Origin of the sequence: Marinomonas alcarazii (genome assembly GCF_003208215.1) — a bacterium.
Taxonomy (GTDB): Bacteria; Pseudomonadota; Gammaproteobacteria; order Pseudomonadales; family Marinomonadaceae; genus Marinomonas; species Marinomonas alcarazii.
In genome coordinates this window covers 338,354-352,745 of sequence record NZ_QKLW01000003.1, presented here as the reverse complement: position 1 = coordinate 352,745, position 14,392 = coordinate 338,354, and the positions used below count along the sequence as shown (strand labels likewise).

The following is a 14,392-nucleotide window of genomic DNA, read 5'->3' as shown; positions in this document are numbered from 1 at the left end:
CCTAAAAACAATAAGCCAACATAAAGCGAATTGACGTGTTAGACGTTTCGCAAGACTTCAATTTTTTTGATCCTAAAAGGATCTTCTGAAGCCTCCAGCGAGCGCCCACACAAATTATCTGACTATCTATTTTAAAGAGCGTGCCGACTTGAATCGTTAACCAAATCGCATTTAGTTAGTTGAACTTGGTCTTCGTTGCTCTGAAGCCTTGTCCGTGTCAGCGAGGGCGTATATTAAGGATCTACAGATTTTGTGCAACCCTTTTTTAGCATTTTCTTTCAATTTATTTTAAATAAAAGCGCATTTGTTCATGAAGCCATCCAAAAAGCACTTTACTGGTTATAAAACAACCAAAAATTACCCATATAAGCCCATTAATCTCACAATTCAGGCATTATTACGGGGACCGAACGTACCACTTTCATCTCTTGGGGGTCAATTGCCACTTGGTAAGCAACAACTTCTACTCCTTTGCCCACTACTTCAATAAAAGCCTGTGCATACTTTTTATCAATATGAACAGCAGGCGTAACAGAATTTATCCCTGTGTGACTCACACAAAAAAACATCACTGCACGATGACCCTCTTCAACCATCTTAGCTAGTTCATATAAATGCTTACGCCCACGATCCGTCACCGCATCCGGAAAGTACCCAAATCCATCGTCTTCTAATAAGGTAACGTTTTTCACTTCAACATAACACTTACGGCCATCGCTACCAGTAAGCAGCCAATCAATACGGCTCTTCTCGCCGTACTTCACTTCAGCCTTCTGTTCTGCATAGCCAACAAGCTCTGTCACTACACCATTAGCAATGGCTTCGCCAACTAACTTGTTTGGATAACCTGTATTAATGCAGGCTAAATATTGATCATCGACTTCCACCAGCTCCCACGTATACGCCAACTTACGCTTTGGGTTATCGCTTTTGGATAGCCACACACGGGCATTATCTTGTTGGCAACGCTTCATTGATCCCGTATTCGGGCAATGAGCAACGACTACTTCGCCACTCGCCAATTCAATATCAGACAAAAAGCGCTTATAACGCTTAATTAATTTCCCTTCTATTAAGGGGATTGGAAATTTCAAACTACTACTCCAAAACTTCTTCGAGATTCCATACAAACAAAAACAGCTCTTCACTCTCCTATAAAGAGAACAAACAGCCGCTCTATTTAACCATACTCAAAGTAATAAACTATGGATCAGGGAGCCGAATCACTTCCCTCTCAATGTGTTTGGCTGTTTCTCTATTAATTCAATCGCAGAAACCACCTCTAACAAAACCATACATCTGTCGACATCAAACCGTATTTCTCTCTCTAAATTCATCAACACTTTTTCCATAACCATGGAAACGTCGAAGTATTCGGTATGAGGGTATATTTTCTAGAGCCAACAAATTTAAGGGTAATGCTGCTCAATTATGGTTTGAAGGTAGGTAAGAAAGGCTTTCACTTTTGCCAATGGGTATTTACGCCCCGAGTACAGTGCATGCAAGACCAAATCGTCTGGCTCATCTTCCGACAACTCGATTTTAATCAGCGTACCTTCCTCTAATTCTGCACGGCAAGCTTCCCAAGGTAATATGGCAAAACCTAAACCTCTCACCGCTGCGGCTTTAGCCATCTGCCCACTATTCACCTTATAACAAGAGGACACATTAACAGCCCCAGCATTCTTAAACCGCCAAGGCATGCCCTGCAATACCGACAAACTGGTGATACAAGGGAGCGAACTCAGCTGCGCAATGGAATTAGGTTTCGTATGTTGTTTCAATAAACTAGGAGACACCACCACACAGCTTGGCCAGCGTACCAGCTCTCTCGCCACCCAACCGGAATCTTCCATAAGGCCTCGACCAAAGCGTATCACCACATCAAAGCCTTCGAGCAAACCCTCTTCAGGATTCAGTTGCGTATCGCAGCTGAGCTGAACCTTAGGGTGTTGGTGACAAAACGCTGCCACCGCTTCCGCCATAAAAGGCAAATCAGGCGTGATGATTTTTAAATGCCCAGAAATGGTATCACCATCCTGATGAACTTCTTGCAGCACATCCCCCATCACCATAAGCAGCGGAGTGATATTGTGGTACAGCCGCTCCCCTGCTTCGGTAGCGATCATTTTCCTTGTGGTACGTTCGAGCAAGCGAACATTCAGCGCCTGCTCCAGCAATGCAACATGGCGACTCACATTCGACTTAGGCATCTGCCGTAACTCAGCCGCGCGCTTAAAACTCAACTGTTCATAAACTTTCTGAAAGCTCAGCAACCACTGTAATTCAATATTTTCCAGCACAACTGTCTCACTCAACGGGATAAATAAACCAAAAATAGCACATTTATCCCATTACTTTGACTTGAAATAATCGTCTCATCATTGACAAGGGAGACAATCAAGATGAACAACGTTAAAAATATGGCCATTATTGGGGCTGGCGTCGCCGGATTAGCCTTAGCTATTTTTGCCAGAAAACAAGGCATTAAAGTCACCCTATACGAACGAGGCAAACACTTCTCCTCAATCGGTGCTGGCGTGACCCTGTGGCCCAATGCCAATTTTGTCATTCAACAACTGGGATTAATGAATAAGGTGCTCAAAACAGGCGGACGACCCAGTTACATGCGCCAATGTAACCGCCAAGGTGAGCAGCAAAACGAATTTGATATAGCAGCCTTAAACGCGGCCTGTGGATTCCCGACAGTCAATCTACTTCGTCGCGATCTCATCCAACTTCTGGCAGACGCACTGCAACCGCTAAACGCTACCGTCATCTTCAACCAAGCCTTAACAAGCCAAGACATGCCTCGATTACAGCAACAATTCGATCTGGTGGTAGGGGCCGATGGACGAATGCACTCGCCTGCTCGTCAATATCTGTACGGCAACACAATACAACCGACGTATCAGGGCTTTATCAACATCATTGGTCTATGTGCAATGGATCACGATCAAAGCATTCACGAATACCGCGACAATGGCGAACGCTTTGGTATCGTCCCTGTCACACAAAAGGAAGGCTACTGGGCCGCCGCATGGCTGTGTGACATGGATGAATCCAAGACCTTAAAAAGCTGGTTTGACGAAATGCACCAACGCTTTCAACATTGGTCTGGCAAGGTTCAACACGTACTTGAAAATTATGATCCCAACAGCGTAAAACGCCTTTTTGTTCACGACCTCGACCCACTCCCTTATTGGCATAAAGACAACCTAATCATTATCGGCGATGCCGCCCACGCGCCTCTGCCCACATCAGGACAAGGCGCCAGCCAAGCCCTTGAAGACGCTTGGCATTTGTCCCAACTACTTAAACAACACCAACCACTCGATAGCCTGCTGTCAGAGTTCTACAGCACTCGCATTCACAAAACCTCCAGCGCGCAACATATTGGCCGACAAGTCGCCCAGCAAATATTTCATCAACCGCCATCCGCGACACAAACCTTACAGGGAATTTCTACTGAGCAATTGAGTAAACTCTATATGGAAGGGCTGGGTAGTAATCACTAAAGACAAAAAAACCCGCTTCGACGAGGCGGGTTTTTAGGTGTTTCTGTTTATTCAGTTAAAGCGTGCCTAACTGAATTATTCCCACTCGATGGTCAATGAGGGCCGCAAGCCCTTTAACTACGGCTGTTTGGGGCTTGGCTCTGTCGTAGTACCATTATTAGTACCATGTTCAGCGTTCTGTTTGGCCTTTTCTTCCCGGCGACGCTTCAGCTCGGCACGCGCCCAAGCAGAGGACTCAGCCATGTCTCGGCGGAGTTCTTGCTTTTCTTCAGCAGTAAGCATTCGCAGCCCCAATATAATTCTATCCACCTCACTTCTCCAGCTTAATTCCACTGTCAATTAGTTCATCCGGCCTGTAAAACACCAGCCTCCTTCCCTCTTAAGGTAGCGATGGCAAGTTTCTTTAGAAAGCGTTGCGCCTACGATACACGTTTCAAGAACTAAGTAAGCAGACACTCACATCACTTTGATATTGATACGATATTACCTTAACCTTTTCAGCGTACTCCAAATACAAGACTTCTTATACGCAATTACAGTGATCTGTATCTAGATTGGTGAAGCCACAACATCAACGTAATTGTTTAACTCAGAATATCGCAAAGCTCTTTCTTTAAATCATAGCATTTATCATTCGGATCATCAGGATGATGCATGCTAGCAAAAATCGAAATTAACTAGATATCCATCAGCTAGATCGATATTACAATTTTTTATAATGTAGTTTAACTTTCTCAATCTCGTCAAAGATGTACTTGAATTTATCAAAGTTGATTTTTGCTTTGTTTGAGCGAACAACCTTAGTAGAAAAGATATGTTTTCCGTAATGTTTGCTTATGTCAATATGATCAGCTGTTGAGAATGTTTTCCCATCAATTACAGTTCCGATAGTTGCTGCATCAAATAAGTCTTCCATTGCTGAATCTTTTCCGCCAGCATTTAAAGGAGTCAAAATAAGATACAGGTTATGGAACAAATGAATAAAACCACTACTTTTTAGTGTACCCATATCGTTGGGACATGACTTAACTTTATTCACTAAGTGTTTCAATAAATCTTTAGGGCCAGTATCATTATCAAGCACTAGAATGACTGGGTTCTTGGCTTTCTTGTTTTCAAAGCGCTTTAAATCATCAGCATACCTTTGGACAAACCTAACAAAAGGTGTTGCTCCATCACCTATATCGAGAAAGTACATTGTTTTACGATTTAAATCTGGGAACTTTAACTTCGGCGAATAATCTGATTTATCTGTTTTACCTTCAGTCAATATTGTTGGATACTCATTTGCGAAGAAGTGCTTGTATTGCAAAAACTCCGCATAAACTTTCTCTCTTGAGTTCAACTTCCCACGAAACTTATTAATTCCATTGTGTATCTTAGGCTCAGATTTTGGCTCTGGTTTTTTCTTTTCTTCTATATTGTTATAGAAATCAATAGAATCAATAAAAGTTAATCGCCCTTCTAGCTCTGATAGCTTTCCTTCTCTGTATGAGCCATCTTGTTCGGCAATCAGAAATTTTCCTGTTTTGAATAGAGAGTTAGCCATAGCCCTAGTTAATCGCCAATATTCTGACTTAACGCTGACTTTTTTATTAATAACTAAGCCTGTTGCTTCCTGTCTTGAGTCTTTAAATTGCAGTCTTGTTTTTTTAGGGTTTACAGAAAAACCTGCTCGTCTTATCTCGCCAAGCAATTTTGAGCCCAATATTACATTTTCAGCGTCTTTCAGAATAGCTGTAGGAAATATCTTCTTCCTAGTCGAAAAAGTTATATCATCAGCATATCTCGTATATGAGCAGCCATTTCTTTTAGCTAATTTTGAAAGTTTTATGTCCAAGCTATTGGTTATAAGATTCGCAATAACTGGAGAGCATGGGCTTCCTTGTGGCAGACGGTTTTCATAACATGCTATTTGAGCTATAACCGTTGCTATATGGGGGTCTAATTTGAAATCTCTATTAGAAATAAAATACCCGCGTACCCTACCAAAGTTGAAGCTTCCAAAAAAATCTGCCAAATCTAAATTTAATACATTTTTTTTACCACGATGGATACGCGCATTCGTTATGATAGACCTTTCTCGCTCAAAGCCATGAGAAAGAGAACATTCAACTTTGTTATCAAGATGAATAACACTTTTGCAATCCAATAATAAATCAGACAATTTACGCTGAAGGTCTTTCAATTCATCTGATGGTGCACTGATTGTTCTGACACCACCCGATTTCTTGGCGACATCAAATTGATGATAGTGCGAATTTACGTGTGATTGTACGCCAGGTTTGTACAAGGTTCTGGTAAGAAAAGCAGCTGAAACACCCAATATCTCGGCTAATTCAGGTTTCGTTTTAGTTTGCTTAAGTAGTAAATAGTTTCTTCTATGAATCACACTACTCTCTTTTTATAATTAGAGCTAAAGAAGTAGCTCACATGCACTCTTACGCGCCGCTAGCGAGTAATTCAAGAACGCAATGTAGCATCCTAGAAGGCGAGTCACTTGGACCATGTTGTCACAGGTTGCGAAACGCAACCAGCAAATCTGCATGTGAGCCGATTTCATACTACATTGCGACGATATTACATTCAAGTTGTTCAATATACCTGGTAGTCCCTCCCGAACCTCTAAATAAACGCGCGAATAAAACTGCAGGATGGCTTCTAATCTTAGTAGTTAACCCCTTTCTAGTTACATAATTGAGTTCTTCCCCACAAAACTCGCTATCTCTTCGTTCCGTTCCCTTTGCTTCTCTTGGGCGTAGTCGACGTAATCCTCTACATCAAAAGTGTGTTTCTCTGGATCACGCTCTTACCAGTCGGCGTGGGCTTGGCGGGCTTCTTCCTGGTCTGATTCAGATAGTTCACTAAAGCCACCGCTTTGATTTATCCAGCCTTCTTGGCCGCCTAGGGAGTCACTATCAAAAGATGGTGATTGTTCATCGCTGGAGCCATCCCCTTCTTGGTGTCCCATCGAGTCATCGCCTGAGTCCATGCTTTCGCGGATAGATGAAGCCAAACGGCCACCGGCGGTTTGGCCGCCAGACACAAAAAAGCCCGCTAGATAGCGGGCTTCGGAGTGTTTATTGCTGTTCAGTGCAAGGTGTTACCTAACGCTGAATTATTCCCACTCGATGGTAGCAGGAGGCTTAGACGATACGTCGTAAGTCACGCGGGAGATGTGTTCGATCTCGTTGATGATGCGACCAGACACTTTTTCTAGCAGTTCGTACGGTAGGTGAGCCCAACGCGCTGTCATGAAATCGATGGTTTCTACGGCACGTAGCGCAACCACGTATTCGTAACGGCGGCCATCGCCTACTACACCAACAGATTTAACCGGTAGGAATACAGCGAATGCTTGGCTTGTTTTTTCGTACCAGCCAGCGTTGCGTAACTCTTCGATGAAGATAGCGTCTGCACGACGTAGGATGTCGGCGTACTCTTTCTTCACTTCGCCAAGGATACGAACACCTAGACCTGGTCCTGGGAATGGGTGACGGTAAACCATGTCGTAAGGAAGACCTAGCTCTAGACCCAGTTTACGCACTTCGTCTTTGAACAGTTCGCGCAGTGGTTCAACCAGCTGCATCTTCATGTCTTCTGGAAGACCGCCCACGTTGTGGTGAGATTTGATAACGTGCGCTTTACCTGTCTTCGACGCTGCAGATTCGATAACGTCTGGGTAGATCGTACCTTGTGCAAGGAATTCAACTTCTGTCAGTGTCGCCGCTTCTTGGTCGAACACTTCGATAAAGGTGTTACCGATGATCTTACGTTTCTTCTCTGGGTCCGATTCACCGTGTAGTTTACCTAGGAATAGGTCTTCAGCATCAACACGGATGACATTAACACCCATATTGTCAGCGAACATTTTCATCACTTGGTCGCCTTCGTTCAGACGAAGCAAGCCGTTGTCTACGAATACGCAAGTCAGTTGGTCGCCGATGGCTTTGTGAAGCAATGCCGCCACAACAGAGGAATCTACACCACCGGAAAGAGCAAGAAGGACTTTCTTGTTGCCCACTTGTTCTTGCATACGCTCAATAGCGTCTTGCGCGATGTTGGCAGGAGTCCACAAGGTATCACAACCACAAATATCAACAATAAAGCGAGACAGAATACGGCCACCTTGTAACGTATGCGTTACTTCTGGGTGAAATTGTACACCGTAAAATTTCTTCGCTTCGTTCGCCATCGCCGCAATTGGGCAGCTGTCAGTTGACGCCATCAAGGTAAAATCTTCTGGCATTTCAATAACTTTGTCGCCGTGACTCATCCAAACGTCAAGCAAAGCAACGCCATTGTTTGCAATGTGATCTTGAATCTCATCGAACAAGGCTGGGCCTTCATGCTTACGAATTTGAGCATAACCAAACTCACGAATTTCAGAACCTTGAACTTTACCGCCCAACTGCTCTGCCATGGTTTGCATACCGTAACAAATACCAAATACCGGCACGCCCAATGTAAATACAGCTTCTGGCGCACGAGGAGATCCAGGCTCTGGAACGGATTCAGGACCACCAGCAAGGATGATGCCTTTTGGATCGAAGTCGATAACTTCTTGATCTTCCATATCGAAAGCACGAACTTCACAGTAAACACCGATTTCACGAACGCGACGTGCAATCAGCTGAGTGTACTGAGAACCGAAATCAAGAATAAGAATTTTATGAGCGTGGATATCTTGCGACATTATTAGCCATTCCTTTCACTCTACTCAAAGAACCAGGCTTATCGTAGAAGTAATCAATAAAATAGTAAGAGCAGTAAATAAAGATGGGGCGTCTTAAACGCCCCATCTCGGTTTCAACTTATCCCGCCTTAACCGACGTGATAATTTGGTGCCTCTTGAGTGATAGTCACATCATGGACGTGGCTTTCACGCATACCTGCACCGGTAATTTTAGAAAACTGCGTTTTGGTACGCATGGTTTCAATATCAGCCGAGCCTGTGTAACCCATGGAAGAGCGAACCCCACCCATAAGTTGATGAACCACTGCCACCATTGGGCCTTTAGAAGGTACACGGCCTTCAATGCCTTCTGGAACCAATTTCTCAACACTGCTTGAGTCTTGGAAGTAACGGTCACTAGAGCCTTGCGCTTGGGACATTGCACCCAATGAACCCATGCCTCGGTAGGCTTTATAAGCACGACCTTGAAACAAGACAACTTCACCTGGTGCTTCATCAGTACCAGCAAGCAAACCACCAACCATGATAACGCTCGCGCCAGCTGCAATCGCTTTACTGATATCGCCAGAAAAACGTACGCCGCCATCAGCGATAACAGGAATACCACGTGGATTCATTACTTCAGCAACATTCGCCACCGCACTGATTTGAGGAACACCCACACCAGAAACGATACGCGTTGTACAGATAGAACCAGGACCGATACCCACTTTCACACCATCCGCACCGGCATCCGCTAGCGCAATTGCCGCTTCCGCTGTTGCGATATTACCGCCAATAACTTGGATGTGAGGGAAGTTTTCTTTTACCCAACGAACGCGATCAATAACGCCTTTGGAATGGCCATGCGCCGTATCAACAACAATGATATCAACGCCAGCATCAGACAAAGCTTTCACTCGATCGCCTGTATCTGCACCAGTACCAACAGCCGCACCAACACGCAAACGACCATGTTCATCTTTACATGCATTTGGGAACGTCGTGGCTTTATTAAAGTCAGTCACTGTGACCATACCGCGCAATTCAAACTGCTCATTAACAATCAGCACTTTCTCAATGCGATTTTCATGTAGCAATTTGCGGATAGAACCAGATGAAGCACCTTCAAGCGCCGTCACAAGACGATCTTTTGGTGTCATAATGTCAGAGACTTTTTTATCGAAGTCTTTCACAAAGCGCACATCACGGCTTGTTACAATACCAACCAAGTCAGTACCTTCAACAACAGGCACACTTGAGATGCTATTCGCCGCAGTCAAATCCATAAGGTCTTGAACGCTGGCGTCAGGATTAATAGTAACAAGATCACGAACGATGCCACTCTCGAACTTTTTCACACGGCGCACTTCACGTGCTTGCTCTTCAATGGTCAAGTTTTTGTGCACAATGCCAATGCCACCTTCTTGAGCCAAAGCAATCGCCATGCGATGTTCGGTAACCGTATCCATCGCTGAAGACGTAAGCGGAATATTTAGCTCAATGTCTTTAGTGATTTTCGTTTTGAGGCTAACATCCTTAGGAAGAACTTCGGAATAGCCGGGGACAAGCAGTACGTCGTCAAACGTTAAAGCTTCTTGAATAATTCGTAACATAATGGGGAGTTTCCAATGCCAACAAGGGTGTTAAGATGGCAAGTAATTCTACTCCTTTAGTTGCATTGGGTAAATCAAAACCACGAGAGATTGATGAAAAATTTTACAACTTCTGCGTCACAAGAAACTGCTTTTACCGTATCGCAGCTAAATAGACAGATACAACAACTACTTGAAGCCAGCTTGCCGTGGATTTTAGTCGAAGGCGAAATCTCTAATTTGGCCAAACCTGGCTCGGGTCATTGGTACTTTTCTCTCAAAGACGACAGAGCTCAAATTCGCTGCGCCATGTTTAAAGGCAAGAATGCGGCGGTTCGCTTCAAACCCAAAGATGGAGACATGGTTCGTCTGCGTGCCCGCGTCACTTTTTATGGCCCAAGGGGCGATTGTCAGCTTAGTGTCGAAAGCATGGAATCAGCAGGCGAAGGTGCGCTGCAACAAGCATTTGAGCGGCTAAAAAACAATTTACAAGCTCAAGGTCTGTTTGCGGCAGAACACAAAAAACCACTACCGACCAAACCAGAACGTGTTGCGATCATCACCTCACCGGTCGGTGCCGCGGTTCGCGATATGATCATCGCCTTTCGCAGGCGTTTCCCGTTAACCGAACTCACCATTCTGCCCTCTTTAGTGCAAGGTCAAGACGCGTCTAAAAACATTTTAAGACAACTACAGCGGGCCGATGGAAGCGGGCACTTTGATGCCATTATTCTAGGTCGCGGTGGTGGTTCACTGGAAGATTTATGGTGCTTCAATGACGAAGCCTTGGCACACGCTATTTTTGCCGCCCAAACGCCGATTGTGTCAGCGGTGGGCCATGAGACAGATTTCACCATTGCGGACTTTGTCGCTGATGTTCGCGCCGCCACACCAACGGCGGCCGCGGAGCTTTTGAGCCCTGATCGCAATCAGCTGATTCGTCAAATCGAGCAGCAAGAAAAGCAACTGGTTCGACGCATGTCGCGCATTCTCGAGCAAAGCCAGCAACAGCTCGACTTTATGATCAAGCGCATTCGTCACCCAAAAGAACGCATTGAGCAACAACAAAACCAGCTTGATCAACTAAAACGCCGTTTGCAACACAGCATGCAACGCAAAGTATTAGAGCAACAAACCCAAACTGCGAATTTGGCGCATCGACTGGAACGAAACAGCCCCATTCGTCGCATTGATCAAGACAGACAAAAGCTCAAAGACATAGACGCTCGACTTGCTCGCGCATTAAGCAACACCCTCACCAACAAACAAACCGCCTTTGCTCGTATTATCGACAAGCTCAACCTCGTTAGCCCGCTCAACACCTTAGCCAGAGGCTACGCCATTGCTTCTAAAGACGAACAAGTAATTCGTTCCGTTAAGGATGTTAAAAAAGGAGACGCTATTTCCGTCAGGGTTCAAGACGGCACCATTGCCTGCGATGTAACAGAGCATTAGAGCCGCACTATTAAGCGAGCGTACGTTTTCTAGTGCGCTCGCTTATCGTACCGCTGCTATCTTTGGCAAAATACACAAAACAATAAACATCCGAAATAGGCAGATAAAGACGCTTACCGCCTTTTCTAATGCCCCAAAATGGACACTCTAGGTTTCTAATAAAAGCAAAGAAGTTTTAATAAATGAATAATTGTGCAAACACTTTTCATTCCCTAGTATCGATTGAAGACTAACTAGCAATATATAAAATATTATAATGGAGTGACATAAATGTCGGACACTTACCACGTCGGGAGCGGACAGGCCTCAACCACCCAAAAGCCAACAGACAAAAAATTATTAAAACTCATTGTTGCCTCTTCCGTTGGCAACGCATTGGAATGGTTCGATCTAATCGTCTACGCATTTTTTGCTCGTACTATTTCAAAACTATTCTTTCCTACTGACAACGAAACCTTGTCACTCATGCTGGCGCTTTTCACTTTCGCCATGTCTTACCTTATTCGCCCAATTGGCGCGATCGTTATTGGTAGCTACGCGGACAAGATAGGCCGTAAAGCAGCCATGTTACTAACAATCTGGCTAATGATGGCCGGAACCTTTTTAATTGCAGTAATGCCAACCTATGAAACTATTGGACTACTTGCACCATTAGGCATTTTGCTTGCTCGACTTCTACAAGGCTTCTCGGCGGGGGGAGAGTTTGGTAGTGCAACAGCCATGCTGGTCGAACATTACCCTGAACGCAAAGGCTTTATATCCAGCTTTATGTTTGCCAGCCAAGGGCTTAGCGGTTTATTAGGTGCAGGATTTGGTCTACTACTAACGACTACGTTAACCACTGATCAACTGGAAAGCTGGGGCTGGCGCATTCCCTTCTTCTTTGGCCTACTAATCGGCCCGGTTGGTTTATACATTCGTCGACATATTGAAGAAGCGGGTGAGTTCACCACATCAAAAGAAGAGAAAGTGCCATTAATAGAATTGTTTGCGAATAACAAATTGGGCATTCTATTTAATATCGGTGCCATGATACTGTCGACCTCAGTCACTTACTCCATTATTTTCATGCCGACTTATGCCACAAAATACCTTGGCTTAAGCAATTCCATCGGTTACGGCGGCACCCTTATCAGCTACACCGTGCTTATGTTCCTGACACCTTTCGTTGGCATTTTATCCGATCGTATTGGACGCACTCGCCTTATGATTGCGGCAGGCATACTCTTCTTTATAACGGTTTGGCCAGCATTTTTCATACTGTCTAATCACCCAACATTAATCATGCTTGCCTGCGTTCTTTTTTGGCTAAGTGTACTGAAATCCATGTATTTTGGTGGCCTACCAGCCTTGATGTCGGAAATGTTCCCTACACGAGTCAGAGCAACAGGCATGGCGTTGAGCTACAACATCAGTACGACTCTTTTTGGCAGCTTCACGCCTTTCTTACTTGTCTGGTCTATCAGCGCAACAGGTGACCAACTGGCGCCAAGCTATTACTTATTATTAACCAGTTTCGTCAGCCTACTTGCTCTGTATGGCATACGTAAACACTTCAAGATCAACTAGAGATCTGACGCATATTGCTTTCTAACGCCACGTTAACGTGGCGTTTTTTTTGCCTTACATTTGGATTTTGCGACAAATAAAAACGGTGGCCCAAATGGGCCACCGTTTTAAATACACATTATCTAAATACACACCAAGATGTTTACTCTGGCCACTGTTCACCCAGATCCCAGAACAAACCTGCCGCAGCGGCTAAACCTTGCTCAACAACACTTTCCAACAAATGCTCATCGGGCGCGTGCTGCTTACAAGACGGATAAGAGTGCGGCATCCATACCGTCGGCAAGGCCAACACATCTGCAAAACAATGGTTGGGAATCGTACCGCCTAAATTAGGTAAAACCGTTACTTTCTGTTCCAGAGACGCTTCCATCGAGCTCTTAACAAACCCAACCCAAGGGTGAGCTGGATCTAAGCGAGTTGCGTTATAGCCACCTTCGTAAACGACTTTCACGTCTCCCAAGCCTTGCTCCTCTAAGAAAGAAGACAAATTAGCGACTAGGTTTTGCCAATCTGTACCAGGCACGATACGCAAATGACACACCGCTTCCGCCACATCGGGAATGGCACCAATGGGCTTTTTGATATCACCAGCGCCAATAGCAATCACCTCTAACGTGTTGCAACCAAACAATCGCTCACCGACAGTCAGTTCTTTCTCCCCCCATTGATCATTCAATGTTGGGTCGCCAGCATAACCACCAACGGGTAACGCTTGCATCATCTCGGCAGTGACGCCACTTGGTAACGGGGCTCGAAGGCACTCAGCGGTGACTCGTCCATCCGCTGTCGTTAAACTAGCTAGCGCGTGCTGCAAACGTGTCACAGGATTGGTAATAACGCCGCCCCAGTTGCCAGAGTGGCGCGCCCCATTCCCTGTTTCACAACGTAATCGAAACTGACAAACACCGCGTGAGCCCAAGAAAATAGTCGGTGTTTGAGCATTTAATCTTGGTCCATCAGACGCCAAAAACAAATCCGCTTTTAGCGATTCTTTTTGCTCGCCACAAAAACGTTCTAATCCTTTAGAGCCAACCTCTTCACTCATCTCAAAAAGTATTTTAACGTTGTAACCCAGCTTCCCTTTACGAGCATCTAATACTGATTCGAGCGCAAGTAGGTTAATCGTATGCTGCCCTTTGTTATCGGCTGTACCACGTCCAAAGATCTTTTCTCCGATTTGTGATAATTCCCAAGGATGAGTACCCGTCTGCCATAATTCGGCCTGCCCATTAGTTACATCGCCATGGCCATACGTTAACAACGTCGGCAACGATTCATCTTCAATACGCTTAGCAATTAATAACGGCGGACAAGATTCGATAGGATTTGGAAAAATTTCACACTCAAAGCCTAATTTCGCAAGAGTCGGCTGAATTTCATCCGTTAAATATTTCATGAGTTCAGCACTGGCGTCCGGATTTTGGCTTTCTGAAGCAAACGCCACACGACGCGTTAACGTTTCGATAAACCGACCATTTTTAAGGGTCGAAGTAGCCTGTTGTAAGGCGGTTTGACGGCCATTTTGACTCATTGCTTGAGACATAATTTCTCCAAATACACAGATTTATTATGGCATT

Annotated in this window: 11 protein-coding genes; 3 read left to right on the top strand and 8 right to left on the bottom strand. The window is 44.8% G+C overall.

What is annotated here, in order from left to right:
* Positions 1 to 380: 380 nt before the first annotated feature.
* Together sfsA and DFP75_RS09840 are read right to left on the bottom strand one after the other, a co-directional pair.
* On the bottom strand, positions 381 to 1,094 hold the full coding sequence (gene sfsA, locus DFP75_RS09845; RefSeq protein ID WP_110575087.1) for a DNA/RNA nuclease SfsA: 714 nt from the start codon (positions 1,092 to 1,094) through the stop codon (positions 381 to 383).
* Between the two features lie 315 nt (positions 1,095 to 1,409).
* A complete protein-coding gene (locus tag DFP75_RS09840; protein ID WP_110575085.1) occupies positions 1,410 to 2,303 on the bottom strand; it encodes a LysR family transcriptional regulator in 894 nt (297 codons plus the stop codon).
* A 102-nt stretch (positions 2,304 to 2,405) separates the two neighbouring features.
* On the opposite strand from DFP75_RS09840, the gene DFP75_RS09835 reads away from it, so the two are divergent.
* On the top strand, positions 2,406 to 3,518 hold the full coding sequence (locus DFP75_RS09835; RefSeq protein ID WP_110575083.1) for an FAD-dependent monooxygenase: 1,113 nt from the start codon (positions 2,406 to 2,408) through the stop codon (positions 3,516 to 3,518).
* Between the two features lie 117 nt (positions 3,519 to 3,635).
* Here DFP75_RS09835 and DFP75_RS18310 read toward each other — a convergent pair whose 3' ends face one another.
* The 5 genes from DFP75_RS18310 to guaB form a co-directional block, all read right to left on the bottom strand.
* Positions 3,636 to 3,827 carry a hypothetical protein gene (locus tag DFP75_RS18310; RefSeq protein ID WP_146219955.1) on the bottom strand — a complete coding sequence of 64 codons (192 nt, stop codon included), beginning with the start codon at positions 3,825 to 3,827 and terminating at the stop codon, positions 3,636 to 3,638.
* Positions 3,828 to 4,221: 394 nt separating this feature from the next.
* Complete coding sequence (locus DFP75_RS09830; protein WP_110575082.1) at positions 4,222 to 5,910, bottom strand: retron Ec67 family RNA-directed DNA polymerase/endonuclease; 1,689 nt, start codon at positions 5,908 to 5,910, stop codon at positions 4,222 to 4,224.
* A gap of 417 nt (positions 5,911 to 6,327) precedes the next feature.
* The gene (locus DFP75_RS18510; RefSeq protein ID WP_220032631.1) at positions 6,328 to 6,564 is read right to left on the bottom strand and encodes a hypothetical protein; all 237 of its coding nucleotides are present in this window, start codon (positions 6,562 to 6,564) and stop codon (positions 6,328 to 6,330) included.
* 72 nt (positions 6,565 to 6,636) lie between these two features.
* On the bottom strand, positions 6,637 to 8,214 hold the full coding sequence (gene guaA / locus DFP75_RS09820) for a glutamine-hydrolyzing GMP synthase (protein ID WP_110575080.1): 1,578 nt from the start codon (positions 8,212 to 8,214) through the stop codon (positions 6,637 to 6,639).
* A 128-nt stretch (positions 8,215 to 8,342) separates the two neighbouring features.
* Positions 8,343 to 9,809, bottom strand: coding sequence for an IMP dehydrogenase (gene guaB, locus DFP75_RS09815; RefSeq protein WP_110575078.1), 1,467 nt, complete (start codon positions 9,807 to 9,809; stop codon positions 8,343 to 8,345).
* Between the two features lie 93 nt (positions 9,810 to 9,902).
* Here guaB and xseA point away from each other — a divergent pair, with 93 nt between their 5' ends.
* The gene (xseA, locus tag DFP75_RS09810) at positions 9,903 to 11,243 is read left to right on the top strand and encodes an exodeoxyribonuclease VII large subunit (protein WP_110575076.1); all 1,341 of its coding nucleotides are present in this window, start codon (positions 9,903 to 9,905) and stop codon (positions 11,241 to 11,243) included.
* 270 nt (positions 11,244 to 11,513) lie between these two features.
* Entirely contained in the window at positions 11,514 to 12,812 is a 1,299-nt protein-coding gene (locus DFP75_RS09805; protein WP_110575074.1) for an MFS transporter, read from the top strand.
* A 142-nt stretch (positions 12,813 to 12,954) separates the two neighbouring features.
* Here DFP75_RS09805 and DFP75_RS09800 read toward each other — a convergent pair whose 3' ends face one another.
* Positions 12,955 to 14,358 (bottom strand): M20 family metallopeptidase, encoded by a 1,404-nt coding sequence (locus DFP75_RS09800; protein ID WP_110575072.1) that lies wholly within the window; start codon positions 14,356 to 14,358, stop codon positions 12,955 to 12,957.
* Positions 14,359 to 14,392: the final 34 nt, after the last annotated feature.

What these genes read in the sequence shown, in the direction of transcription:
- guaA (WP_110575080.1), bottom strand. Translation starts at nt 8,214, where the DNA reads ATGTCGCAAGATATCCACGCTCATAAAATTCTTATTCTTGATTTCGGT.
- xseA (WP_110575076.1), top strand. Translation starts at nt 9,903, where the DNA reads ATGAAAAATTTTACAACTTCTGCGTCACAAGAAACTGCTTTTACCGTA.
- DFP75_RS09800 (WP_110575072.1), bottom strand. Translation starts at nt 14,358, where the DNA reads ATGTCTCAAGCAATGAGTCAAAATGGCCGTCAAACCGCCTTACAACAG.
- guaB (WP_110575078.1), bottom strand. Translation starts at nt 9,809, where the DNA reads ATGTTACGAATTATTCAAGAAGCTTTAACGTTTGACGACGTACTGCTT.
- DFP75_RS09835 (WP_110575083.1), top strand. Translation starts at nt 2,406, where the DNA reads ATGAACAACGTTAAAAATATGGCCATTATTGGGGCTGGCGTCGCCGGA.
- DFP75_RS09805 (WP_110575074.1), top strand. Translation starts at nt 11,514, where the DNA reads ATGTCGGACACTTACCACGTCGGGAGCGGACAGGCCTCAACCACCCAA.